The organism is Streptomyces sp. NPDC088810, from assembly GCF_044750305.1.
In the GTDB taxonomy this organism is placed as follows: Bacteria; Actinomycetota; Actinomycetes; order Streptomycetales; family Streptomycetaceae; genus Streptomyces.
This window is the reverse complement of sequence record NZ_JBIVJQ010000014.1, coordinates 55,990-78,189: the sequence shown is the minus strand read 5'-3', so window position 1 is coordinate 78,189 and position 22,200 is coordinate 55,990. Positions and strand designations below refer to the sequence as shown.

Below are 22,200 nucleotides of genomic sequence, written 5' to 3'. Positions count from 1 at the left end.
CGGCTGGAACCGGCTCACCGCAGCACGCTCAGCGACAGCGCGAAGCGGCCCTGCGGGTCCGTCCACCAGTGGGTCAGCTCCAGCCCGGTGGCGGCCAGTTCAGCGGTCACGCCCTCCTTCCGGAACTTGGCCGACACCTCGGTGCGCAGTTCCTCGCCCGCCGCGAAGTCCACGGCCAGGTCCAGCGCGGGCACCTTCACGGTCTGTGCCGTACGGGAGCGCAGCCGCATCTCGATCCACTCCCGCTCGGCGTCCCACAGGGCCACATGGTCGAACGCGTCCGGATCGAAGTCGGCGCCCAGTTCGCGGTCGACCACGGCCAGCACGTTCCTGTTGAACGCGGCCGTCACCCCGGCCGCGTCGTCGTACGCCCGGACCAGCATCCGCTCGTCCTTGACCAGGTCCGTGCCGAGCAGCAGCCCGTCGCCCGGGGCGAGCAGCGAGCGCACGGAGGCCAGGAACCGGGCGCGTTCGGCGGGCAGCAGATTGCCGATCGTGCCGCCGAGGAACGCCACCAGCCGGGGACCGGGCGTGGCGGGCAGGGTCAGCGGGGCGGTGAAGTCGGCGATCAGGGCGTGGACGTCGAGGTCCGGGCGCTCCTCGATCAGGGCCTGCCCGGCCTGGGTGAGGGCGCTCTCGCTGACGTCCACGGGGACGTACGCCGACAGGGGGAGCGCGTCGATCAGATAGCGGGTCTTCTCGGAGGAACCCGAGCCCAGCTCGACCAGGGTGCGGGCACCGCTGGCGGCGGCGATCTCACCGGACCGGGCGGCGAGGATCTCCCGCTCGGCGCGGGTGGGGTAGTACTCGGGCAGTTCGGTGATCTGCTCGAACAACTCGCTGCCGCGGGCGTCGTAGAACCACTTCGGCGGCAGCCACTTGGGCGTGGCGGTGAGGCCGTGCAGGACGTCGGCGCGCAGCGCGGCGTCCGTCGCGTCCTCGGGGAGCGTGCGGGTGACGTGCAGGGGGCTCAACGGCAGGGCTCCTTCGGTGATGCGGGCGCCGGTTCGTCCAAGGGGGCGAGCAGCACTCCGGCGCGGCTCGCGGTCAGCACGGTGCGGTCGGGGACCTCCTGCCAGAGGGGGTCGTCGTCGTACGGCTCGGAGGCGACGACCGTGCTCCGGCCGGGCTCCGTGCGGTACCAGAGCGAGTCGCCCCAGGCGGTGGCGGCGATCACGGCTCCGTCGGTCAGCAGCAGGTTCAGGCGGGAGGCGGGGGCGGCCCGGGCCAGTTGGCGAACCGTTTCGCCCAAGGCCTCGTCCGGTTCGTCGCCGCTGCGCAGCCGGTGCAGGACCAGCGCCCAGACGAACGCCGAGTCGTTGCGGGCCTGGAGCGACAGCAGGTCGACCGGCGGCAGCGCGGACACCAGCGGCGCCGCCGAGTCCGGCCAGCCCGCGATCACACCGTTGTGGCTGAACAGCCACCGCCCGGCCGCGAAGGGCGCCGCCGCGGCCTCGGCGTCCGCCCCCGCCAGGGTCGCGTCCCGTACGGCCGCGAGCACGGCGCCCGAGCGCACCACCCGGCCCAGGTCGGCGAAGGACAGGTCGGCCCAGATCGGCCCGGCCCGCCGGTAGCGCGCCGGGACGGGATCGTCGGAGGTGTACCAGCCCACCCCGAAACCATCGGCGTTGACCGTCCCGTACCGCTGCCGGCGCGGCGCCCACGACTGCCGGTACAGACTGTGCGGGGGCTCCACGAGGAGCCGGCCGAGCGGCTCCTCCGAGCCCAGATAGGCGAGGTGACGGCACATCAGACGGTCTCCGAGCGGGCGGTGCGGAACCCGGAGAAGATCTGCCGGCGGATCGGGTAGTCCCAGTTGCGGAACGTGCCCCGGCAGGCCACCGGGTCCACGGCGAACGAACCGCCGCGCAGCACCTTGTACTCGGGCCCGAAGAACACCTCCGAGTACTCCTTGTACGGGAAGGCCGTGAAACCCGGGTACGGCAGGAAGTCGCTCGCCGTCCACTCCCACACATCGCCGATCAACTGACGGACGCCGAGCGGCGATTCACCGGCCGGATAGCTGCCGGCGGGGGCGGGCCTGAGGTGCCGCTGGCCCAGGTTGGCGTGGTCGGGCGCCGGGTCGGCGTCGCCCCACGGATAGCGCCGGGAGCGGCCGGTGGCCGGGTCGAAGCGGGCCGCCTTCTCCCACTCCGTCTCGGTGGGCAGCCGCCGCCCGGCCCAGCGGGCGTAGGCGTCCGCCTCGTACCAGCACACATGCAGCACCGGCTCGTCCGGCGGGACCGGTTCCGTGGTCCCGAACCGGCGCCGCAGCCACTGGGCGCCGTCCCGCCGCCAGAACAGCGGGGCCGAGATGCCGTGCCGCCGGATGTGCGCCCAGCCCTGCGGAGCCCACCAGCGCTCGGTGTCGTAGCCGCCGTCCTCGATGAACGCCTGGTACGCCGCGTTCGTCACCGGGGTCGTGTCGATCCAGAACGGCGCGACCTCCCGCGGGTGCGCCGGGCGTTCGTTGTCCAGCGCCCAGGGCTCGCTGGAGGTGCCCATCGTGAACGGGCCGCCGGGTACGAGGACTTCGGCGGGTCCGGTGAACAGCGGGAGCGGATCCGGGTCCGGGGCGGTCAGGGCCTGCGGGCCCGTGCGGAGCTGATGGGTGATCAGCATGGTCTCGTCGTGCTGCTGTTCGTGCTGGGCGATCATGCCGAAGGCGAAGCCGGCCTCGGTCAGCCGGGTGCCGTGGAAGTCGGCCGCCTCCAGCAGGTCCAGGGCCCGGCCGCGCACGTCGGCCGCGTACCGGCGGGCCTCGGCGGGCGGCAGCAGCGGCAGCGAGGGACGCTCGGCCCGCGGGTGCTCGAAGGCGTCGTAGAGGCTGTCTATCTCGGGCCGCATCGCCTCACGGCCGCCGACCGTCCGGAGCAGCCACAGCTCCTCCTGGTTGCCGATGTGGGCGAGGTCCCACACCAGCGGGGACATCAGCGGGGAGTGCTGGGCGGTGAGATCCGGTTCGTCGACGCAGCTGGTCAGCAGCGTGGTGCGGTCACGGGCGCCGAGGAGGGCGGCCAGCGCGCGCCTGCGCAGCGCCTCGCTGTCCGTCTCCTCGGCCTGGGTCTCGGTGTCGGTCTCGGGGGCGGTCATGTACGGATGTCCTTCCTCCCGTGGGCGGTGCGGGTGCCCCCGGCCGGGCCGGAACGGGGCGGGTCGGTTGCGGGCAGCCGGTCCGGCAGGTCGTCGGCCGGGCAGCGGCCCCGGGCCACGTAGCGGTCCCGGAACGCCGCCACGGCGTCGGTGACCCGGGCCGTGGCGCCCAGCCGGGGCAGCGCCTCCTGGGCCGCCGCGAAACAGGTGTCGGCGGCCTCCCGGAGCTCCGGGTCGGCGAGCCCGAGCCGGGCCGCGTCGACCCACAGCGGGTTGTGCGGGGCGGGCAGGTTAAGGGCCCGTTCGGCCAGCGGCTTCACGGTCCGGTAGGCACGCTCGGCGGCCTCCGGGTCGTCGAACAGCGCCGCCGTCACCGCGAGCGGCACCAGCCAGCCGTCCTCGCCCGGCTGCGCGTCGATCATCCGCAGCTCGAGATGGCCGCGCGGCCGGACCGGCGGGAACAGGGTCGTCAGGTGGTAGTCGAGGTCCGCGCGGGTGGGCGGCCGGGGCGACCCGGAGCGGGTCCACTCCCGGAAGGTGAGCCCCGAGGGTACCTCCCACGGCCCGCTCTCCCGGCGGACGCACATCACCGGCGAGTCCAGCACGTGCCGGGCCCAGGCGGTTCGTGGCTCGCCGTTCAGCGGGGGACCGCCGGCCCGGCCGGCACCGATCTCCATCCACATCAGCTGCCGGGTGGACTGCCAGCCCGTGGGCCGCCGGCCCAGCAGCGGCGAGTTGGCGAACGCGGCCACCAGTACCGCGCCCAGCTGGTGCGCCAGCCACCAGCGCCTGGCGTGCCCCAGCGGGCCGGGCTCCTCGTGGCCGGCGTCCACGCAGACCTGGACGGAGGCCGAGGTGCACATCATGTGACGGCCGGCCGGACCGTTGCGGTCCAGGCAGGCCTCCATGGCGTCGTAGCGCGGCTCGTGCAGGAATCTGCGGGGCGCGTGCCAGGGGTCGTGGCCGATGCCCGCGAGGCCGAGACCGTCCTTCGCCAGGACCGCCCGTACGGTGTCCAGGTCGGCGGAGACGGTGTCGACGCACTCCATCAGGGAGGCGGCGGGCGGCGAGCTCAGCTCCAGCTGGCCGCCGGGTTCGACGGTGAGCGCCGAGCCCAGGGGTACGGCCCGCAGGGTGGCGTAGGCCGCTTCGAGCCGTTCGGGTGTGACCGGGAGCTGCGGCAGCTCCAGGGAGTGGACGAGCCACTCCAGCTCGACACCGAGGGTGCGGGGCGGGCCGGTCTTGAAGCAGATGCCCCGGACCAGGGCCTCCACCTCGGCCTCGGTGACGGCGGTGCGGTGCTCCGTACAGTCACCGCCGTCGGTCTGTGTACCGGACATGTCGGGTCCTCCTGAGGTTCCACCATGCCACCGGCCCGGTGTCGTGCCCGGGCAGGCGCTCGTCCCACCCAAAACCTTTCCGCCGAATCGCACAAGGGTGCCAACCGGGACGTTCCGGATCCGTCACCTCCGTTTCCTTGCGCGTTACCGGGCCGTTCCGGGAACGGGAAACTCCGTTGCACCGCATATCAGCATCACTCAGGATGACTGCATGAGCACGACGGGGGAGACCGCGCAGGCCGCGGTCGTGGCGCCGACGGGGGTGACGCCGTGAGCGCGCGCCTGCGCGGGGTCGCTGCGGAGACGGAACGTATCGTCGCTGCGGGCCGGTACCGGGCGCCGGACGGGCGGGAGGTGTCCGTGGCGGACGCGGTTCAGGCCGCGCGGGCGGGAACCCGGATGTTCGGCCCCGCGCCGGTGCCGGTCGCGCCTGCAGGACCCGCGGGCGAAGCGGTCTTCGAGGTCACCGGCGAGAGCAGCCTGGAGGCGGCCCGTCGGCTGGCCGACGCCCCCGTCGCCGTCCTGAACTTCGCCTCGGCGCGGAACCCTGGCGGCGGCTACCTCAACGGTGCGCAGGCGCAGGAAGAGGCCCTGTGCCGCGCCTCCGCGTTGCACACCTGCCTGCTGACGGCCCGCGCCTTCTACGACCACCACCGCGCCGACCGCGACCCGTTCTACACCGACCGGGTGATCCACTCCCCGGCCGTCCCCGTCTTCCGCGACGACCGGGGCCGACTGCTCGCCGAGCCGTACCACGCGGGCTTCCTGACGGCCGCCGCCCCCAACGCGGGCGTGATCCGCCGTACGGTCCCGCAGCGGGCCGCCGAGCTCCCCGACGCCCTGGCCTCACGCGCCGAACGCGTCCTGGAGACGGCCGCGGCCCACGGCTACCGCCGCCTGGTCCTCGGCGCCTGGGGCTGCGGCGTCTTCCAGAACGACCCGGCCCAGGTCGCCCACGCCTTCCGCACCCTGCTGGGCCCCGACGGGCGGTTCGCCCACCGGTTCGGCCACGTGGTGTTCGGCGTGCTGGACCGGACACCGGGAGCGGTGGTGCGGGGGGCGTTCGAACGGGCGTTTCCGGAGGCGGGGGCCGGGGGCGGCGAAGGGGACCGGGGGGAGCGGGCCGGTCGGGTGCGGATGTAGGACTGCGGGGGCACGGGCCGGGCGCGGTCGGCCGCGAGCGGGGGTTGCGCGGAGCAGGCCGGTCACGGTCGGCCGTGGTGCCCGTGCGGGCGGCCGGCCGTCGAGGGTACGGGCCGGTCAGGTCCAGCCGTAGCGCTCGTGGAGGCGTTGGCGGACCAGGTTGAAGCGCATCCGGTCCAGGGCGCACGCCTCGCGGCGCATGCCCGGCTCGTGGAGGCGCAGCACGCGGTCCACGTCCACCCAGGAGTCCCGGCCCGACCGGTCCCAGGGCCCACTGCCGATCGCCACCCACTCCCGGTCACCGTCGTGCCGCTTGCTGGACAGCTGGACGGCAAGCAGGGTGCCGCCCGGCTCCCGGGCCACGACCAGCACCGGCCGGTCCTTGCCCCGCCCGTCGTTCTCCTCGAACGGCACCCAGGTCCACACGATCTCCCCGGGGTCAGGGTCGCCGTCGTGGGCGGGGGAGTACTCGGTGCGCACCCGGCCGACCGCGCGCGGATCGGTTTCGGTGGTGGCATACGGGCCGTGACGGCCGGGGACGTTCTCTTCGGTAGACGTACTCACGCAGGCACCCTAAGGCTTGGCGGAGGTGCTCAGTCGAGACGGAACTCGTTGCCCTCGATGTCCTGCATGACGCGACCAGCCGTGTGCACTCGGCTTCCTGCGGGGCGAGACGCTCTACGCCCGAGCCCGGTACCGGCCCTCACGTCGAGGTGCACCTGATCGACGGGATCGGCGCACCTCAACTGGGGCGCGGGCCGATCCGCATGCCCGGGCGGCGGCTGTGCACGGTCAGGTAGGTCAGCCCGGCCTCACCCGCGGTGATGCTGCGGGGAGCGCCGTGCGGCAGCCAGACCAGGGCGCCCGCGGCGAGCGGCTCGGCCGCCTCCGCGGTGCCGTCGCCGAGGGTGCCGTGCCCGGCGACGACCAGGACCAGCACGTCCAACTGGGCCTCGGTGTGGGCCGTGATCCGTCCGCCCGGGGCCAACCGGACCACGTTGGCGTCGAGTTGGCGCTCGCCCTCCGCCAGCTTCCACAGCACGCCGGCCGGTACGGGAGGTGCCTCGGCCAGCGCGCGGGTGTCACACAGGACGCGCGGGTCCGCCGCCGGGCGGCCGGCCGGTGCGGTGTCGATCGCGGACGGCGACGTCATCTGTGTTCTCCTCGGCTCTTCCGTTTCCCTGCCACACTGCCCACCCACTCTACAATTAATACATGTAAGATTCGTGAAAAAGGGTCGCAGTGGGAGAGGGGTGTCCGGACGTGACCACGCGGGAGAGCCCGCGCCGCCGGGAGGTGCTGGAGGTGCTGCGCACCGCGCCCGCGCCGCTCGGGGTCGCGGAGGCCGCCGAGCGGATGGGGCTCCACCCCAACACCGTGCGGTTCCACCTGGACGCCCTGGTGACCGACGGCTTGGTGGAGCGCCGGGCCGAGGCGTCCTCGGGGCCCGGCCGGCCCCGTACCGTCTACACCCCGCGCCCCGGCATGGACCGCGGCGGCCTGCGCGACTACCGGCTGCTGGCCCGTATGCTGCTCAGCCGGTGGACCGCCGCCGACCCGGCCGAGGCGCGGGCCGAGGCGATGGAGACGGGCCGTGCCTGGGGGCGTTTCCTGGTGGACCCGCTCCCGCCGGACGAGCCGCCGACCCCCGAGCGGTCGACGGCCGCGCTGTTCGCCCTGCTGGACGGCCTGGGCTTCGCACCGCAGCCCGACGGGGGCGGCGGGCCGCCGGAGCGGATCCGGCTGCGGCACTGCCCGTTCCTCGAACTCGCCGAGGAGCGGAGCGGTGTGGTGTGCCCGCTCCACCTGGGCCTGATGCAGGGCGCCTTGGCGCGGCTGGACGCACCGCTGACGGTCACGGCGCTGGAACCCTTCGCCGAACCCGACGCCTGTGTCGCCCACTTGACCGGCGCCCGCGCATGAACGCCACCTCCGCCGCCACCGCCGGTGCGGTCAGCTTCGTCTGGCTCGGGATGGTGCTGGCGATCTCCTTCCTGGAGGCCCCGCTGAAGTTCCGCGCACCGGGGGTGACGATCCCCGTCGGGCTGGGCATCGGCCGGCTGGTGTTCCGTGCGCTGAACGCGGTGGAGGCCGTACTGGCGGTCGTCGTGGTCGTCGCCGTCGGCCTGGGCGGCGCCCCCGCCGGGATCGCCGGGCTGACCGCGGCGGTGGCGGTGGTCCTCGTCGCCCAGCTGGCCGTCGTACGCCCCCGCCTCAACCGCAGGTCGGACCGGGTCCTCGCGGGTGAGGAACTGCCCCGCTCAGGCAGCCATCTGTGGTACGTGGCCCTGGAGGTCCTCAAGGCCGGTGCCCTGATCGCTCTGGGAGTGTCCCTGCTCACGGCGTGATTCCGCAGGGTCGGCCGGCGGGGCACGGCACCCCTGTCTCCCGGCGGGCCGGCTCGCGGAACTCCTCGCCGACCCGGAACTCGCCCACGCCGCCGCCGCGAACCCGGCGCGGGACCCGCGGACCGTCGACCGGCTCGTGCACACGCACGGCCGGGGCCCCTGGTGAGGGGCCCCGGCCGCGACGGACCTTCCGGCCTCAGCCCTCCTGCTCCACGGGCACCTTCTGCGGCGGAGGCGTCACCACTCCGTTGAGCGAGGGCGAACCGCCGTTCACCGGCTGCCCGTTGTCGCCCATCGTGGCGAGCAGCTTGCGGGCCAGACCCAGGCCCGTGCCGCCCATCGTGAGCGCCTTCGCGAACAACTCGCCCATGCCGTCGGCGCCGTTGAGCAGCACCATGTTGTCGACGTTGCCGAACGCGGACGCGCCGGCCTGGACGATCTCCGGCCACCTCTCGGCGAGTTGCTGGGCGACGACCGCCTCCTGGTTCTCGGCCAGGGCCGCCGCCCGGGCCTTGATGGCCTCGGCCTCCGCCAGACCCTGGGCCCGGGTCGCCTCGGCCTCCGCCAGGCCCTTCGCCTGCGAGGCGGCCGCCTCGGCCTCACCGGTGGCCCGGGTGGCGGCGGCGCTCGCCGTACCCCGGGTCCTGGTCGCCTCGGCCTCGGCCGCCGCGGCGGTCTTCACCCGGGTCGCCTCGGCCGCCGCGGCCAGCTCCGTCTCCTTCGCCTTGGCCTGGGCCGCCGAGATCCGCGCGTCGCGCTCGGCCTCGGCCAGCGTCCGCTTCTCGTACGCCTTGGCGTCCGCCGGCTTGCGGACGTCCGCCTGGAGCTGCTGCTCACGCCGGTTCGCCTCCAGCTCGGCGACCCGCGTCTCCTGCACCACGACCTCCTGCCGGGCCGCCGCCGCGGCGAGCGGTCCGGCCTGCTGGGCCTTGGCCGCCGCCTTGTCCCGCTCGGCCTGGTAGCCGGCCTGCAGGATCTCGCTGTCCCGGGTGGCTTCCGACATCCGGGCCGCCGCCTGCTGCTCGGCCTCCGTGGCCAGCCGGTTCGCCTCCGCCTGCGCGATGCGCGCGTCCCGCTGGACGGCCGCCGCGTGCGGCATCGCCAGGTTCTGGATGTACCCGGTCGGGTCCTCGATCTCGTGGATCTGCAGCGAGTCCACGATCAGACCGAGCTTCTCCATCTCCGTACCGCAGGCCGCCCGGGTCTGTCCGGTCAGCTTCTCCCGGTCGCGGATCATGTCCTCGACCGTCAACCCGCCCACGATGGACCGCAGATGACCGGCGAAGACGTTGTGCACCCGCTCCGCCATCAGCCGCTGCTGGTCCAGGAACCGGCGGGCAGCGTTGGCGATCGACACGAAGTCGTCGCCCACCTTGAAGATGACCACGCCCCGCACCTTCAGCGGAATGCCCTGGTGCGTCACGCAGTCCACGTGCAGCTCGGTCTCGTTCAGGTCCAGCGAGAGCTTGCGCACCGCCTGCACCCCGGGCAGCACGAGCGTGCCCCGCCCGGTGACGATACGGAAGCCCATGCCCTCCTCGAGGCCCTCGGTGCGGTGCTTGGACCCGGAGATGATGAGTGCCTCGTTCGGCTCGGCGACCCGCCACATCATCTTGAACAGACCGATCAGTACGAGGACGGCAACGACGACCGCCCCCGCAACGACGCCGACAACCATCGGCATACGCCCCCTTTGCATGGTGCCCGTTCGGCACCGAACGAAGGGAGTGTGCGCCTGCCGGGGCCCCGGGTGAAGACGCCGGCGAATCCTTGTCGCAATCTTGACGCGCGCCGCCCTCACCTGGGGCGACGCGGGCTCAACTGTCGTACGCCGGCGTGACGTAGACCGTCCTCGGCGGCAGGTGCTCCACCACCATCACCACCGTCCCGGTCGTGATCCGGGTCCTGCCGTCGGCCGGATGGGCGAGGAAGTGTTCCGCGCCGCCGCGCACCCGCACGATCACCTCGCCCACCAGACCGGGCCCCACCGTCCCCGTCACCCGCCCCATCAGCCCGACCATCGACGCGTCGTCCATGGCCCCAGCGTACGGGCGGAACGCCGTCACGCGGCCGGGCTGTCCGCGTCCGCCCGCCGCGGCGGCCACAGCTCGTGCCAGCCCAGCTCCGCCTCCAACTGCGCGGCCAGGGACACCAGGAGCGGCTCGCTGTGGGCCGGGCCGAGCAGTTGCGCGCCCACCGGGAGCCCGGAAGCGGTGAACCCGGCGGGCACGTTCACCCCCGGCCAGCCGAGCACGTTCCACGGCCAGGCGTACGGGCAGGCGGCGATGATCGCCCGGTCGGTGGCCAGCCCGCCGAGCCGGGCGAAGGCACCGATCCGCGGCGGGGGCAGGGCGGTCGTCGGCGCGAGGATCACGTCGTACGACCCGAAGAACGCGCCGATCCGCCGGTGCAGCACCGCCTCGGCCCGCCGGGCCGCCCGCAGCGGGACCCCGCCGAGCAGCCGGCCGAGCCGGGCCGCACCCCGGGTGCGCGGGTCCAGCAGGGCGGGATCGGGCGCCTCGCGGACCCACTCGGCGATGCCCGCGGTGGCCCGCGGCACGAAGGTCAGCCCGATCTGCCCGTACGGCGGATCGGCCTCCTCCACGACGTGTCCCAACCCGGCGAGCTTTTCGGCGAGTTCGACGACCAGGGCGCGGATCTCCGGGTGCAGCCGGGCGGCTGCGGCGGTGAACGGCGGCTTCAGGGAAAGGGCGATGCGCAGCCGGCCCGGGTCGCGGCCGACCGCGTCCGACACCACCAGCGCGGGCGGCCGGTGCAGGTCGCGGTCGTGGTTGCCGCTCGCCGCGTCCAGCAGCAGGGCCGCGTCGGCGACCGTACGGGCGAGGGTGCCGTTGACCGTGATGCCGTGGAAGGACTCGGCGCGCGGCCAGGTCGAGATGCGGCCGCGCTGCGGCTTGATGCCGATCAGGTGGGTCCAGGAGGCGGGGATGCGCACCGAGCCGGCGCCGTCGGAGCCGAGCGCGGCCGGGACGAGCCCGGCGGCGACGGCGGCGGCCGACCCGCCCGAGGAGCCGCCCGGTGTGTGCCCGGTGTTCCACGGGTTGCGGGTCTCGCCGAACGCCGGGCCCTCGGTGAACGGCCACTGCCCCAGCTCGCAGGTGTTGGTCTTGCCCACGATCACCGCACCCGCCGCGCGCAGCCGCCGTACCGCCTCCCCGTCCTCGGCGACCGGCGGGAAGTCGCCCCGGCAGCCGAACGCGGTGGGCTCACCCGCCACGTCCATGTCGTCCTTCACCGCCACCGGCACCCCGAGCAACGGGCGCCGCCCGCCGGCGGCCAACTCCCGGTCGGCCGCGTCCGCTTCGGCGAGTGCGGCCTCGGCGCGTACGATCCGGAAGGCGTTCAGCGTCGCCTGCGCCCCCTCGATCCGCGCCAGCGCCTGCTCCACCAGCACCCGGGAACTCACCTCCCCGCCAGCAAGAGCACGACAACTCTCCGCAAGACCCGCGGCACGGTCAGGCGTCATGGGGGGCACCTCCGGGAGGGTCCGGGCACGGCTTCTACTGAACGGTAACCTCTGGACGGGGGCGGACGTACGGTTTTCGCGCAGCGGAGGCACGGTGTCGCACGGGTGGCCGGAGTGGCCGTCACCGCGCCAGCAGCCGGCGCAGCCAGGTGATGCGGGCCGTGCGGGCCGTGCGGGAGAGGGAGGCCTCCGGGGCGAGGGCGTCGAAGCCGTGGCAGCCGCCCGGCCAGACGTGGAGTTCGGCCACGCCGCCGGCCTGCCAGATGCGCGAGGCGTAGCCGACCACCTCGTCCCGGAAGGTCTCCGCGGAGCCGACGTCCAGGAAGGCCGGGGGCAGGCCGGAGAGGTCGGTGGCGCGGGCCGGGGCCGCGTACGGGGAGACGTCCGGGCCGCCGCGGCGGTCGCCGAGCAGGGCCGTCCACGCGGTCTCGTTGGCGGTGCGGTCCCACACGCCCCGGCCGGCCATCTGACGGCTGGAGAGCGTGTCGTTGCGGTCGTCCAGCATCGGGCACATCAGCAGCTGGCCGAGCGGGCGCGGGCCCTTGCGGTCCCGGCAGAGGAGGGCGAGCGCCGCCGTGAGCCCGCCGCCGGCGCTGGCGCCCGCGACCACGATCCGGTCCGGGTCGCCGCCGATCTCCCGCGCGTGCTCCGCGGTCCACAGCAGTCCGGCGTACACGTCCTCGACCGGTGCCGGGTGCGGGTGTTCGGGTGCCAGCCGGTACTCCACCGACACCACCACCGCGCCCAGTTCGCGGGCCCAGGCGAGGGGTTCGGTCACGCCGGCCCGGTTGGTGCCGGCCACCAGGCCGCCGCCGTGCACGTGGTAGATCACCGGGAACCCGGCCCGGGCGGGAGCGGCCGTGGGCCGGCACACGAGGAGGGACACATCGGGGGCGCCCTCCGGTCCGGGCACCGTACGGTCCTCCGCCGCGAAGGCGCCGTCCAGGGTCACGTCGACCATCCCGAGGGCCGCGCCGCGCCGGGCGGCTTCCACGTCGTCCGGGGTGAACCCGGGCGCGATCACCTCCCGGAACGACTCCAGCACGGTGGCGAGCTCCGGATCGAACGGCGGCGGGACCAGGGACATCGCGGCTCCTCCCATGACTCGTCTGACTCGTCGGCGCACCGGGCGGCGGCCCGTCGGCGGGCGTACCCCGTCCTCCCGGCGACCTCCTCGTCAGGTGCGCCGCCACGGCGTGCGCGGTCACCAGCCGTCTACCCCGTCACGCCCGGACGACGACCTTCCGGAGCCGTGTGCGCCGCGCGGTCAGGTGCCGGAGCAGCCCGAGCGTCGTCAGCGCCGGCCGGCCCGCACACCCCCTTGAGGCGCGGAGCTGGTTGCCGCCAGGCCGGCCGTGCCGCGCAGGTGCCGCCGCGGAGGCATACGGCAGGGCCGGAGCCACGGCGGCTCCGGCCCTTGCGGGGGGTTGTACAGCTCAGGCGCCTGCGGGGAGCCGTACCGTCAGACCCTTGCGGGGTGTCGTACGGTCAGGGCCCGCGCAGGGTGTCGTACGGTTCAGGCCGCCGCGCCCACGGTGCCGTGCAGGCGGGCCACGACCTCGGTCAGCTGGGCGGCGACCTCGGCGTCGTCGACCGGGTGGGTCTCGGCGAAACGGGTCACGGAGCCGGGGATGGACAGCTTGATGTCCTCGATCACCTTGCCGCCGGCGATGCCCACGGCCTTGCGGGCCTCGTCCTGCGCCCACACGCCGCCGTACTGGCCGAAGGCGGTGCCGACGACGGCGACGGGCTTGCCGCCGAAGGCGCCGGCGCCGTACGGGCGGGACAGCCAGTCGATGGCGTTCTTCAGGACGGCCGGGATGGTGCCGTTGTACTCGGGCGAGAAGAGCAGGAACGCGTCGGCGGCGAGGGCGGCCTCGCGCAGCCTGACGGCGGCGGCCGGGACGCTGCCCTCCACGTCGATGTCCTCGTTGTAGAACGGGACGTCGGCCAGGCCCTCGAACAGCTCGACCTCGGCACCCTCCGGCGCGAGCTTCACGGCCGCCTCGGCGAGCTGGCGGTTGTGCGAACCGGCGCGGAGGCTGCCGACGAGCGCGAGGATGCGAACAGACATGGGAACTCCAAGGGGCAGAAACATCGCTGTCACGATCCGGACCGAGGTCCGCTTAGCTTTCTAGCACCCTAAACGGACCGGGGTCCAGTTTTCTTCCCGATGCTTTACGCTGTCTTCATGTCCCGCGCCGTGCCGCCCTTCCCGAAGCCTCAGGAGCCCCTCGACGCACCCCGGTTGCTGGAAGTCGGCCCGGCTTCCGACGAGCCGTGCCTGCGCGCCGACGCGGCCCGCAACCGGGCCCGGCTGCTGGAGGCCGCCGCCCGGCTGATCGCCGAGCACGGGGTGGCCGGGGTCACGATGGAGGCGGTGGCCGCCGCGGCCAAGGTGGGCAAGGGCACCGTCTTCCGCCGATTCGGCGACCGCAACGGGCTGCTGACGGCCCTGCTCGACCACTCGGCCAAGCAGCTCCAGGCCGACTTCCTGAGCGGACCGCCCCCGCTGGGCCCCGGATCGCCGCCCCTGGAGCGGCTGCGGGCGTTCGGCGTGGCGGTGCTGTACCGCACGGCCGAGCAGCTGGACCTGCAGCTGGCCGCCCAGCCGGAGCCGACCCGCCGGTTCACCCACCCCGCGTTCGGCTCCCTGCGTATGCACATCACGGTGCTGCTCCGGCAGATCGCGCCGGGCGCCGACTGCGACCTGCTCGCCCACACCCTGCTGGCCTCGCTGGACCCGGCGCTGATCCACCACCTGACCCGGCAGCGCGGGCTGCCCATGGAGCGGCTGGAGGCCGGCTGGCTCGATCTGGTCGCCCGGGTGACCGGCACGGAACCGACGCGCTGACCGCCGTACCGGCGAGCCACCCGCCCGGTCGGCCACCCTGCCCGGCGCCCGGTCAGTCGCCCTCCCCGGTGAACATCTCCACCAGCCCCTGCGGGGCGTCCGCGCGGAACAGCAGGTCCTGGCTGCGCGCGGAGTCCGTCGCGGACTCCTCCGCGCGCCGGAACATCCGGGCCTCGTAGGCGGCCAGCGCGGCCTCGGTGTCCCCGGGAGCCGCCGCCAGCGCGAGGCCCAGTTCGGCGCCGTCGAGCAGGGCCAGGTTGGCGCCCTCGCCCGCGAACGGCGACATCAGGTGGGCGGCGTCCCCGAGCAGCGTGACCCCGGGCACCCGGTCCCAGCGGTGGCCGGCCGGCAGGGCGTGGATGCGGCGTGGCACCAGCGCCCCGTCCGCGTCCGCGACCAGTGCCCGCAGGCTGTCGTCCCAGCCGTCGAACTCCTTCAGCACGGGCGCCTTGGCCGCCTCGGTGTCGGTGAAGTCGATGCCGTCCAGCCAGTCCTCGGGTGCCGTCACGGCGGCGTACACGTGCAGGCTGCCGTCGGTCTCGCGGTGGGCGAGGAAGCCGCGGCCGGGGCCGAGCGCGAACAGCATGCCGCCGCCGACCATCGCCGCGCTCGCCGGGTGGCGCAGGTCCGCCTCCAGCAGGTCCGCCTCCACGAAGGACACGCCCGTGTACGCGGGCCGGGCGGCGGAGACCAGCGGGCGCACCCGCGACCAGGCGCCGTCGGCGCCGACCAGCACATCGGTGGTGAACCCGGTGCCGTCCGCGAGGGTCACCCGGTGCCGGCCGCCGCCCAGCGGGCGGGCGTCGGTGACTTTGGCGCCCCAGCGGATCGTGCCCGCGGGCAGGGAGCCGAGCAGCAGTGCGCGCAGGTCCCCCCGGTCTATCTCGGGGCGTCCGCCGGTGCCGTCGTCGGGCTCCGCCAGGTGGACGGTGCCGTGCCGGTCGAGGACCCGGGTGGCCTGGCCGCCCGGGTGGATCCGGGCGAGGAACTCCTCGTACAGTCCGGCGGCCCGCAGCGCCTCCTGGCCCGAGTCCTCGTGGATGTCGAGCATGCCGCCCTGGGTCCGGGCGCCGGCCGCCCCCTCCAGGTCGAACAGCGCGGCCTCGATGCCGTGCACGTGCAGCACGCGGGCGAGCGCGAGCCCGCCCAGGCCCGCGCCGACGACGGCGACGGGGTGGTGGGGGAGGGGAGTGGCGGTCATGTGGCCTCCTGGCCTTCGGTGGGTACGGCGGTCCGCTCGATGCCGTTGATCAGGGCGCGGAAGGCCCACGACAGGCGGGCCTCGGGCGTGCCGGAGAGCAGTGCCTTAGCGTCGGCGGCGATGTGCGGATGGGTGGCCGCGGGCGCCTCGCGCAGCGCCCGGATCAGCGCCTGCCACTCGTCGGGTGACTGGTCCCCGGCGTGCTCGGCCGCGGTCGCCGTGGCGTGCTGCAGCAGCAGGTCCACGCCCCAGGCCGCCTGGGCGGCGGGCACCCCGCCGTCGCGCAGCAGCCCCAGCAGGGTCTCGATCAGCCGCAGGTAGTGCGGGCCGCTCGGCCGGGCGGCCAGCGCCGAGCGGGCCAGGGAGGGGTGCTCCAGGAGCATCGCGGTGTAGGCGGTGAGCACCCGCTCCAGGCGCTCCCGCCAGCTGCCCTCGGCCGGTGCCGGGCCGACCGTGCCGAGCAGCTCGTCCAGGACGGCCGCGTGCAGCTCGTCGGTGTTGCGGACGTACACGTAGAGCGAGGCGGGGCCGGTGTCGAGTTCCCGGGCGAGCCGGCGCATCGTCACCTTGCGCAGCCCTTCGGCCCGCAGGATCGCGACGGCGGCGGCGACGATGCCCTCCCGGGTCAGGGCGGGCTTGGCGGGGCGCTCCCGGCGGGAGCGTGGAGCGTCGTTCATGCCGCCACCGTAGCGAACATGTTCGTCACGAACAAGCTCGTGACGAACACGTTCAACCGACCTTGGAATGTGCCGCGTTTGTCGAACGATGAACCACCTTGCCCCGCCCGCTCCCGGCCCCCGCCCCTCTGCCAGGATGCCGTCTGTCATGGTGCAGAAACCGAACACGCCCACGAGTGCCGATGTGGCCCGCCTGGCCGGCGTCTCGCGCGCGACCGTGTCCTACGTCCTCAACAACACCAGCGCCGTTCGGATCAGCGAAGCGACCCGCCGGCGCGTGCACGAGGCCGCCCGCGAACTGGGCTACGTCCCGCACGCCGCCGCCCGCAGCCTGCGCGCCGGACACAGCCGGATGGTCCTCATGCCCGCCCCGGCCATCCCGGTGGGCCCGCTCTACGGCGGGTTCCTCAACGAACTCCAGTGGGCGCTCGGCCGGCTGGACTACACCGTCGTGCAGTACGGCAGCGTCGGCCTGCAGGGCGACGAAGCGGCCCGCGCCTGGGCCGAGTTGCGGCCGGTGGCCGTCCTGGTGCCCGGCGCCGGCCTCGGCCCGGAGGGCGTCGCCCTGCTCAAGCGCTCCGGCACCCGGGCCGTGGTCACCCTCGGCCCGGGCCGCGTCGACGGGGCGCACGCCCTGCTGATGGACCACGACGCCGTCGGACACTGCGCGGGCGCCCACCTGTACGACCGCGGCCGGCGCCGGATCGGTGTCGTCCTGCCGGCGGAGTCAGGGCTCGAGGCCTACTCGCGGCCCCGGCTCGCCGGCGTCCGCGAGGCGCTGCGCGGCACCGGCGCCGCCGTGACGGAGCTGCCGCTCGCCTACACCGAGGAGGCCGCCGCCGAAGTGGCCGCCGGCTGGCGCGCGTCGGGCCTGGACGGGGTGTTCGCGTACAACGACGAGTACGCGATGCTGCTGATGCGCGCCCTGCAGGACGAGGGCCTGAGCATCCCCGAGGACGTCGCCGTGATCGGCGCGGACGACCTGATGCTGGGCCGGCTGCTGCGGCCCCGGCTGAGCACGGTCCACATCGAGCTGCCGTCGGGCCGCGCCCTCGCCGAACTGGTCGACCGCGTGGCGCGCGATCCCGGCGGCGAACCGGAGGTGCACACCGTGCTGGGGGCCTCGGTGGTGCAGCGGGAGTCCAGCTGACCCGGTACCGCTGCCCCCGCACGGGCTACTTCTGCGCCTGGCCCTGCTGGGCGGCGATGCTCTTGCGGACCTCGTCCATGTCGAGGTTGCGGGCCTGACCGATCAGGTCCTCCAGCACCGGCGCGGGCAGGGCGCCCGGCTGGGCGAAGACCGCCACCTGGTCACGGATGATCATGAGCGTCGGGATCGACTGGATGTCGAAGGCCGCGGCCAGCTCCGGCTGCGCCTCGGTGTCCACCTTGCCGAACACCAGGTCGGGGTTGTCGGCGGCGGCCTTCTCGTAGACGGGCGCGAACTGCCGGCACGGAGGGCACCACTGCGCCCAGAAGTCGATGAGAACGAACTCGTTCTCACTGACCGTCTGGTCGAAGTTCTCCTTGGTCAGCTCCACGGTGCTGCTCATGGCGTGATTCCCACTTCCTGGTGTAGGGGGTGTGCCGACGGCGGAAACACGGTCGCCGGGCCGCCTATTCCACCCGTGCACGCCTGTGTTCCGCGCGCGTACCCGTGTGGCCACGGCGCACACCACCCACCAGACTGACCCCATGACGGAAACGGAATCCATCGCGTACGACGTCGTGGTGATCGGGGGCGGACCCGTGGGGGAGAACGTCGCCGACCGCACCCGCGCGGCCGGGCTGACCACCGCGCTCGTGGAGAGCGAACTGCTCGGCGGCGAGTGCTCGTACTGGGCCTGCATGCCCAGCAAGGCCCTGCTCAGGCCGGTCATCGCGCAGGCCGACGCCCGCCGCCTGCCCGGCCTCGCCCAGGCGGTCCGGGGCCCGCTCGACACCCCGGCGGTCCTCGCCCGCCGGGACGACTACACCTCCCACTGGCACGACGACGGCCAGGTCGCCTGGCTGGAGGGCACCGGCGCCGACTTCTACCGCGGCCAGGGCCGGCTGGCCGGACCGCGCACGGTGACCGTCACCGCCTCCGACGGCACGGTCACCACCCTCACCGCCCGGCACGCCGTCGCGGTCTCCACCGGCACCCGCGCCCAGCTGCCCGACCTGCCCGGACTCGCCGACGTCAAGCCCTGGACCAGCCGCGAGGCCACCAGTGGCAAGGAGGCCCCCGGCCGGCTGATCGTCGTGGGCGGCGGTGTCGTCGCCACCGAGATGGCCACCGCCTGGCAGGCCCTCGGCTCCCGGGTCACCCTGCTGGTCCGCGGCAAGGGCCTGCTGAACCGGATGGAGCCGTTCGCCGGGGAACTGGTGGCCGAGGCCCTCACCGAGGCCGGCGTCGACCTGCGCACCGGTACCTCCGTGGAGTCCGTCAGCCGCGAGAACGGCACGGTCGTGGCCGTCACCGGCACCGGCGAGCGGATCGAGGCCGACGAGATCCTCTTCGCCACCGGGCGCGTCCCGCACACCGGCGACCTCGGCCTGGAGACCGTCGGCCTGGAACCCGGCTCCTGGCTGGACGTGGACGACAGCCTCCGCGTCACCGGCACCGACTGGCTGTACGCGGTCGGCGACGTCAACCACCGCGCCCTCCTCACCCACCAGGGCAAGTACCAGGCCCGCATCGCCGGCGCCGCGATCGCCGCCCGCGCGTCCGGCAGCACCCTCGCGGAAGCGCCGTGGGGCGCCCACGCGGCCACCGCCGACCACCACGCCGTACCCCAGGTCGTCTTCACCGACCCGGAGGCCGCCGCGGTCGGCCTGTCCCTCGCCGAGGCGGAACAGGCCGGCCACCGCGTCCGCGCCGTCGACGTCGAGTTCTCCTCCGTCGCGGGCGCAGGCCTGTACGGCGACGGCTACAAGGGCCGCGCCCGCATGGTCGTGGACCTGGAGGAAGAGATCCTGCGCGGGGTCACCTTCGTCGGCCCCGGCGTCGGCGAACTCATCCACTCGGCCACCGTCGCCGTCGCGGGCCGCGTCCCGGTCGACCGCCTCTGGCACGCGGTCCCGTCGTACCCGACCCTGAGCGAGGTGTGGCTGCGGCTGCTGGAGGCGTACCGGGACAACTGACCTGTCGGTCAGGGCAGTTCGAAGCCGAGCGCCTCGGCGGCCGACCGGGGCGTCGGCTCGTTCCACAACGCGGCGACCGCCTCGTTCGTGGACAGCGAGCGCAGTTCCGCGCGGTCCAGGTACAGGGTGCCGTCCAGGTGGTCCGTCTCGTGCTGGACGATGCGGGCCGGCCAGCCGGTGAACAGCTCGTCCAGGGGGCGGCCGTGCTCGTCCTCTGCGCGCAGCCGCACCTCGGCGTGCCGGGCCACCACCGCCTGCCAGCCCGGCACGCTCAGGCAGCCCTCGAAGAAGGCGGCGCGGGCGGCGCCGACCGGCTCGTACACCGGGTTGACCAGTACCCGGAACGGCTGTGGGACGCGTCCCCGGGCCGCCGCGACCTCCTCCGGCACCGGCGCCGGGTCCTCCAGGACCGCGATCCTGAGCGGCACGCCGACCTGCGGCGCGGCCAGGCCCACACCGGGGGCCGCGTGCATGGTGGCGCGCAGGGCCTCGACGAACCGGGCCAGCAGCGCGGGCCCGAGCTGACCGTCGTACGGCTCGGTGCCGCGCCGCAGCACGGGCTGTCCGGCCGCGACGATGGGCAAGGGGCCGCCGGCGGCGAGGAGTTCCTCGACCCGCTCGGCGAGCGGTGCGTGATCACGGGGAGGTGCCATCGCGTCAGCATGCCACGCCCGCCCACCGGTCCCTGTGGCACAGGTCACCAACACCCCGGGGAACTCAGCCGCTTCGCGGTCCGACTCCTGGACCGTCACCGCTCCAGCACCAAGCCCCCGGAGAAACCCGCCGATGACCACCGCTCCCTCGACCGTCCCGGCCGAGGCCTCCCGCCCCGCCGCCCGCGCCGGCTGGGCACCCCTGCGCCCCCTCGTGCTCCGCCTGCACTTCTACGCCGGCGTGCTGATCGCGCCCTTTCTGCTGATCGCCGCCGTCACCGGCCTGCTGTACGCGGGTTCCTTCCAGGCCGAGAAGCTCGTGTACGACCACGAGCTGACCGTCCCGGCCGGGGAGCGCGAGCTGCCGGTCTCCGCCCAGGTGGCCGCCGCCCGCAAGGCCCACCCCGAGGGCACCGTCACCGCCGTGCGCCCCGCGCCCGAGGCCGGCGCCACCACCCGGGTGCTGCTCTCCGGCGTCGAGGGCGTCGACCCCGGGCACACCCTCGCCGTGTTCGTGGACCCGTACACCGGGAAGGTCTGCGGCGCGCTGGAACAGTACGGCGCGACCGGCGCGCTGCCGCTGCGCACCTGGATCGACGAACTGCACCGCGATCTCCATCTGGGTGAGACGGGCCGGCTCTACAGCGAGCTGGCCGCCAGCTGGCTGTGGGTGATCGCGGGCGGCGGCCTGGTGCTGTGGTTCTCCCGGCGCCGCGCCCTGCGCAGGGTCCGCGGCACCAGCGGCCGGCGCCGCACCCTCGGCCTGCACGGCACGGTCGGCGTCTGGACCGCCGCCGGGTTCCTGTTCCTGTCCGCCACCGGCCTGACCTGGTCGGCGTACGCCGGCGCGAACATCGACGAGCTGCGCACCTCGCTCGGTCAGGCCACCCCGTCCGTCTCGGCGGCCGTGGCCGGCGGCGAGCACGCGGGCCACGGCTCCGCGGCCGGCGCCGGCGGTACGGCGGAGCACGGCGTGGGCCTGGACAAGGTGCTCGCGGCAGCCCGCGCGAAGGGGCTCGACGACCCGGTGGAGATCGTGCCGCCGGCCGACACGAACAGCGCCTGGGTGGTCAAGCAGGTCCAGCGCGGCTGGCCCACCCGGCAGGACTCCGTCGCCGTCGACCCGGCCACCGGACAGGTCACCGACGAACTGCGGTTCGCCGACTACCCGGTGCTCGCCAAGCTCACCCGCTGGGGCATCGACCTGCACACCGGCGTCCTGTTCGGGCTCGTCAACCAGATCGCCCTCGCGCTGCTCGCGCTCGCCCTGATCCTGCTGATCGTGTGGGGTTACCGCATGTGGTGGCAGCGCGGCCGGGGCTCCGCCTTCGGCCGGCCGATCCCGCGCGGCGCCTGGGCCGAGGTGCCGCCGTACCTGCTCGTCCCGGCGCTCGCGGCCGTCGCCGTGCTCGGCTGGTTCGTGCCGCTGCTCGGCATTCCGCTGGCCGGCTTCCTCGCCGTCGACATCGTCCTCGGCGAGATCGCGCACCGGCGCGGACGCCGCACCTACGGGAGTGCCGGCGGGGTGAAGTAGCGTGGGGCGACACGCCGACGCCGAGACAGGGGAGCCGGGACGATGGCGCGGGAAGGCGGGCGGGCCCGGCGGCGCGGCCAGGGCGAACTGGAGGGCCAGGTCCTCGGCGCGCTGCGCGAGGCGGACGGGCCGGTCACCGCGGCCTGGGTGCAGCAGCGCCTCGGCGGCGACCTCGCCTACACCACCGTCGTCACCATCCTGACCCGGCTGCTCGCCAAGGACGTCGTCGCCCGCGAACGGCACGGCCGGTCCTTCGTGTGGACGCCGACGGCCGACGTGGCCCGGCTGGCCGCCCTGCGCATGCGCCGCCTGCTGGACGGCGCACGGGACCGCGAAGCGGTCCTGGCCAGCTTCGTCACCGCCCTGCCGCCCGGCGACGAGCAGGTGCTGCGGGCCCTGCTCGACATCCCCGGCCCGGACGTCGGCGGTACGGAAGACTGACCGCTCAGGTCGCCCGGCTCGCCGCGACCCGGCGGCACCCGCGCACGGAGGCGGCCCGCGCCGTCGGCAAGGCGGCCCTGCTGTCCCCGGGCACTCCGGCGCCGACCCGGGCCGCGCCGGCGGCGACCGGTCCCGTGCCGCGCCGGGTGGCCGCGCTGCCGGCCCCCGCGCCCGTGGCCCGTACCCGGCCGTCGGCGTTCATCTCGGTCGTGTCTGGCCGTCTGGGGCGCGGTCGCCGGGGCGCTGGTGTCCGCGGTGTCGTCGGCGGACTCCGCCGTCACCCTGTTCCCGGTCCTGCATGCG

Annotated in this window: 23 protein-coding genes and 1 pseudogene; 9 read left to right on the top strand and 15 right to left on the bottom strand. The window is 74.6% G+C overall.

All coding sequences use genetic code 11. The features are described from left to right. Positions 1-14 precede the first annotated feature (14 nt). From egtD to egtA, 4 genes are read right to left on the bottom strand one after another with little or no spacing between them, the layout of a single operon-like run. Positions 15-1,079 (bottom strand): L-histidine N(alpha)-methyltransferase, encoded by a 1,065-nt coding sequence (egtD, locus tag ACIP4Y_RS33730; protein WP_401399877.1) that lies wholly within the window; start codon positions 1,077-1,079, stop codon positions 15-17. Continuing rightward, positions 971-1,750 (bottom strand): ergothioneine biosynthesis protein EgtC, encoded by a 780-nt coding sequence (egtC, locus tag ACIP4Y_RS33725; protein ID WP_401399697.1) that lies wholly within the window; start codon positions 1,748-1,750, stop codon positions 971-973. Before egtC ends, egtD begins: the two co-directional genes overlap by 109 nt. After that, positions 1,750-3,093: an ergothioneine biosynthesis protein EgtB gene (egtB, locus tag ACIP4Y_RS33720; protein WP_401399695.1), complete on the bottom strand. Its 1,344-nt coding sequence runs from the start codon at positions 3,091-3,093 to the stop codon at positions 1,750-1,752. Before egtB ends, egtC begins: the two co-directional genes overlap by 1 nt. Continuing rightward, positions 3,090-4,433, bottom strand: a complete 1,344-nt coding sequence (egtA, locus tag ACIP4Y_RS33715) for an ergothioneine biosynthesis glutamate--cysteine ligase EgtA (protein ID WP_401399693.1) — start codon at positions 4,431-4,433, stop codon at positions 3,090-3,092. The genes egtB and egtA overlap by 4 nt, the downstream gene beginning before the upstream one ends. A gap of 270 nt (positions 4,434-4,703) precedes the next feature. Here egtA and ACIP4Y_RS33710 point away from each other — a divergent pair, with 270 nt between their 5' ends. Continuing rightward, complete coding sequence (locus ACIP4Y_RS33710; protein WP_401399691.1) at positions 4,704-5,576, top strand: TIGR02452 family protein; 873 nt, start codon at positions 4,704-4,706, stop codon at positions 5,574-5,576. A 117-nt stretch (positions 5,577-5,693) separates the two neighbouring features. Here ACIP4Y_RS33710 and ACIP4Y_RS33705 read toward each other — a convergent pair whose 3' ends face one another. Together ACIP4Y_RS33705 and ACIP4Y_RS33700 are read right to left on the bottom strand one after the other, a co-directional pair. Then, a complete protein-coding gene (locus ACIP4Y_RS33705) occupies positions 5,694-6,140 on the bottom strand; it encodes a type II toxin-antitoxin system PemK/MazF family toxin (protein ID WP_401399689.1) in 447 nt (148 codons plus the stop codon). A 178-nt stretch (positions 6,141-6,318) separates the two neighbouring features. After that, positions 6,319-6,729: a cupin domain-containing protein gene (locus ACIP4Y_RS33700; protein ID WP_401399688.1), complete on the bottom strand. Its 411-nt coding sequence runs from the start codon at positions 6,727-6,729 to the stop codon at positions 6,319-6,321. A 110-nt stretch (positions 6,730-6,839) separates the two neighbouring features. On the opposite strand from ACIP4Y_RS33700, the gene ACIP4Y_RS33695 reads away from it, so the two are divergent. Then, positions 6,840-7,499 (top strand): helix-turn-helix transcriptional regulator, encoded by a 660-nt coding sequence (locus ACIP4Y_RS33695; protein WP_401399686.1) that lies wholly within the window; start codon positions 6,840-6,842, stop codon positions 7,497-7,499. Next, entirely contained in the window at positions 7,496-7,924 is a 429-nt protein-coding gene (locus tag ACIP4Y_RS33690) for a hypothetical protein (RefSeq protein WP_401399684.1), read from the top strand. Before ACIP4Y_RS33695 ends, ACIP4Y_RS33690 begins: the two co-directional genes overlap by 4 nt. 196 nt (positions 7,925-8,120) lie before the next feature. Here the strand turns inward: ACIP4Y_RS33690 and ACIP4Y_RS33685 are convergent, their stop codons facing one another. From ACIP4Y_RS33685 to ACIP4Y_RS33665, 5 genes are all read right to left on the bottom strand, one after another. Further along, positions 8,121-9,608 carry an SPFH domain-containing protein gene (locus tag ACIP4Y_RS33685; RefSeq protein WP_401399682.1) on the bottom strand — a complete coding sequence of 496 codons (1,488 nt, stop codon included), beginning with the start codon at positions 9,606-9,608 and terminating at the stop codon, positions 8,121-8,123. Between the two features lie 133 nt (positions 9,609-9,741). Then, complete coding sequence (locus tag ACIP4Y_RS33680) at positions 9,742-9,960, bottom strand: hypothetical protein (RefSeq protein ID WP_358642890.1); 219 nt, start codon at positions 9,958-9,960, stop codon at positions 9,742-9,744. Positions 9,961-9,986: 26 nt separating this feature from the next. After that, positions 9,987-11,411: an amidase gene (locus tag ACIP4Y_RS33675; protein ID WP_401399679.1), complete on the bottom strand. Its 1,425-nt coding sequence runs from the start codon at positions 11,409-11,411 to the stop codon at positions 9,987-9,989. Positions 11,412-11,532: 121 nt separating this feature from the next. Continuing rightward, positions 11,533-12,498: an alpha/beta hydrolase gene (locus ACIP4Y_RS33670; RefSeq protein ID WP_401399677.1), complete on the bottom strand. Its 966-nt coding sequence runs from the start codon at positions 12,496-12,498 to the stop codon at positions 11,533-11,535. A gap of 429 nt (positions 12,499-12,927) precedes the next feature. Continuing rightward, a complete protein-coding gene (locus ACIP4Y_RS33665) occupies positions 12,928-13,485 on the bottom strand; it encodes an NADPH-dependent FMN reductase (RefSeq protein WP_401399675.1) in 558 nt (185 codons plus the stop codon). A gap of 99 nt (positions 13,486-13,584) precedes the next feature. Between ACIP4Y_RS33665 and ACIP4Y_RS33660 the strand changes: the two genes are divergently transcribed. Beyond that, positions 13,585-14,265, top strand: a complete 681-nt coding sequence (locus tag ACIP4Y_RS33660; protein WP_401399673.1) for a TetR/AcrR family transcriptional regulator — start codon at positions 13,585-13,587, stop codon at positions 14,263-14,265. A 52-nt stretch (positions 14,266-14,317) separates the two neighbouring features. On the opposite strand, the gene ACIP4Y_RS33655 is transcribed toward ACIP4Y_RS33660, so the two are convergent. Both ACIP4Y_RS33655 and ACIP4Y_RS33650 read right to left on the bottom strand, forming a co-directional pair. Then, a complete protein-coding gene (locus ACIP4Y_RS33655; RefSeq protein WP_401399671.1) occupies positions 14,318-15,466 on the bottom strand; it encodes an FAD-dependent oxidoreductase in 1,149 nt (382 codons plus the stop codon). Continuing rightward, positions 15,463-16,143 carry a TetR/AcrR family transcriptional regulator gene (locus tag ACIP4Y_RS33650; protein ID WP_401399669.1) on the bottom strand — a complete coding sequence of 227 codons (681 nt, stop codon included), beginning with the start codon at positions 16,141-16,143 and terminating at the stop codon, positions 15,463-15,465. Before ACIP4Y_RS33650 ends, ACIP4Y_RS33655 begins: the two co-directional genes overlap by 4 nt. 136 nt (positions 16,144-16,279) lie before the next feature. Between ACIP4Y_RS33650 and ACIP4Y_RS33645 the strand changes: the two genes are divergently transcribed. Beyond that, the gene (locus ACIP4Y_RS33645; protein WP_401399667.1) at positions 16,280-17,293 is read left to right on the top strand and encodes a LacI family DNA-binding transcriptional regulator; all 1,014 of its coding nucleotides are present in this window, start codon (positions 16,280-16,282) and stop codon (positions 17,291-17,293) included. Positions 17,294-17,318: 25 nt separating this feature from the next. Here the strand turns inward: ACIP4Y_RS33645 and ACIP4Y_RS33640 are convergent, their stop codons facing one another. Next, complete coding sequence (locus ACIP4Y_RS33640; RefSeq protein WP_358642903.1) at positions 17,319-17,696, bottom strand: thioredoxin family protein; 378 nt, start codon at positions 17,694-17,696, stop codon at positions 17,319-17,321. Between the two features lie 142 nt (positions 17,697-17,838). On the opposite strand from ACIP4Y_RS33640, the gene ACIP4Y_RS33635 reads away from it, so the two are divergent. Beyond that, complete coding sequence (locus ACIP4Y_RS33635) at positions 17,839-19,269, top strand: dihydrolipoyl dehydrogenase family protein (protein WP_401399665.1); 1,431 nt, start codon at positions 17,839-17,841, stop codon at positions 19,267-19,269. 8 nt (positions 19,270-19,277) lie between these two features. Here the strand turns inward: ACIP4Y_RS33635 and ACIP4Y_RS33630 are convergent, their stop codons facing one another. Further along, on the bottom strand, positions 19,278-19,922 hold the full coding sequence (locus ACIP4Y_RS33630; protein ID WP_401399663.1) for a peptide deformylase: 645 nt from the start codon (positions 19,920-19,922) through the stop codon (positions 19,278-19,280). A 133-nt stretch (positions 19,923-20,055) separates the two neighbouring features. Here ACIP4Y_RS33630 and ACIP4Y_RS33625 point away from each other — a divergent pair, with 133 nt between their 5' ends. From ACIP4Y_RS33625 to ACIP4Y_RS33615, 3 genes and pseudogenes are all read left to right on the top strand, one after another. After that, positions 20,056-21,456, top strand: coding sequence for a PepSY-associated TM helix domain-containing protein (locus tag ACIP4Y_RS33625; protein WP_401399661.1), 1,401 nt, complete (start codon positions 20,056-20,058; stop codon positions 21,454-21,456). Positions 21,457-21,498: 42 nt separating this feature from the next. Then, on the top strand, positions 21,499-21,897 hold the full coding sequence (locus ACIP4Y_RS33620; protein ID WP_401399659.1) for a BlaI/MecI/CopY family transcriptional regulator: 399 nt from the start codon (positions 21,499-21,501) through the stop codon (positions 21,895-21,897). Between the two features lie 41 nt (positions 21,898-21,938). Continuing rightward, positions 21,939-22,200: pseudogene (locus ACIP4Y_RS33615) on the top strand (M56 family peptidase); the annotation flags it as partial.

What these genes read in the sequence shown, in the direction of transcription:
- egtC (WP_401399697.1), bottom strand. Translation starts at nt 1,750, where the DNA reads ATGTGCCGTCACCTCGCCTATCTGGGCTCGGAGGAGCCGCTCGGCCGG.
- egtB (WP_401399695.1), bottom strand. Translation starts at nt 3,093, where the DNA reads ATGACCGCCCCCGAGACCGACACCGAGACCCAGGCCGAGGAGACGGAC.
- egtA (WP_401399693.1), bottom strand. Translation starts at nt 4,433, where the DNA reads ATGTCCGGTACACAGACCGACGGCGGTGACTGTACGGAGCACCGCACC.
- ACIP4Y_RS33700 (WP_401399688.1), bottom strand. Translation starts at nt 6,729, where the DNA reads ATGACGTCGCCGTCCGCGATCGACACCGCACCGGCCGGCCGCCCGGCG.
- ACIP4Y_RS33690 (WP_401399684.1), top strand. Translation starts at nt 7,496, where the DNA reads ATGAACGCCACCTCCGCCGCCACCGCCGGTGCGGTCAGCTTCGTCTGG.
- ACIP4Y_RS33685 (WP_401399682.1), bottom strand. Translation starts at nt 9,608, where the DNA reads ATGCCGATGGTTGTCGGCGTCGTTGCGGGGGCGGTCGTCGTTGCCGTC.
- ACIP4Y_RS33680 (WP_358642890.1), bottom strand. Translation starts at nt 9,960, where the DNA reads ATGGACGACGCGTCGATGGTCGGGCTGATGGGGCGGGTGACGGGGACG.
- ACIP4Y_RS33675 (WP_401399679.1), bottom strand. Translation starts at nt 11,411, where the DNA reads ATGACGCCTGACCGTGCCGCGGGTCTTGCGGAGAGTTGTCGTGCTCTT.
- ACIP4Y_RS33670 (WP_401399677.1), bottom strand. Translation starts at nt 12,498, where the DNA reads ATGTCCCTGGTCCCGCCGCCGTTCGATCCGGAGCTCGCCACCGTGCTG.
- ACIP4Y_RS33665 (WP_401399675.1), bottom strand. Translation starts at nt 13,485, where the DNA reads ATGTCTGTTCGCATCCTCGCGCTCGTCGGCAGCCTCCGCGCCGGTTCG.
- ACIP4Y_RS33660 (WP_401399673.1), top strand. Translation starts at nt 13,585, where the DNA reads ATGCTTTACGCTGTCTTCATGTCCCGCGCCGTGCCGCCCTTCCCGAAG.
- ACIP4Y_RS33655 (WP_401399671.1), bottom strand. Translation starts at nt 15,466, where the DNA reads ATGACCGCCACTCCCCTCCCCCACCACCCCGTCGCCGTCGTCGGCGCG.
- ACIP4Y_RS33650 (WP_401399669.1), bottom strand. Translation starts at nt 16,143, where the DNA reads ATGAACGACGCTCCACGCTCCCGCCGGGAGCGCCCCGCCAAGCCCGCC.
- ACIP4Y_RS33645 (WP_401399667.1), top strand. Translation starts at nt 16,280, where the DNA reads ATGCCGTCTGTCATGGTGCAGAAACCGAACACGCCCACGAGTGCCGAT.
- ACIP4Y_RS33640 (WP_358642903.1), bottom strand. Translation starts at nt 17,696, where the DNA reads ATGAGCAGCACCGTGGAGCTGACCAAGGAGAACTTCGACCAGACGGTC.
- ACIP4Y_RS33635 (WP_401399665.1), top strand. Translation starts at nt 17,839, where the DNA reads ATGACGGAAACGGAATCCATCGCGTACGACGTCGTGGTGATCGGGGGC.
- ACIP4Y_RS33630 (WP_401399663.1), bottom strand. Translation starts at nt 19,922, where the DNA reads ATGGCACCTCCCCGTGATCACGCACCGCTCGCCGAGCGGGTCGAGGAA.
- ACIP4Y_RS33625 (WP_401399661.1), top strand. Translation starts at nt 20,056, where the DNA reads ATGACCACCGCTCCCTCGACCGTCCCGGCCGAGGCCTCCCGCCCCGCC.
- ACIP4Y_RS33620 (WP_401399659.1), top strand. Translation starts at nt 21,499, where the DNA reads ATGGCGCGGGAAGGCGGGCGGGCCCGGCGGCGCGGCCAGGGCGAACTG.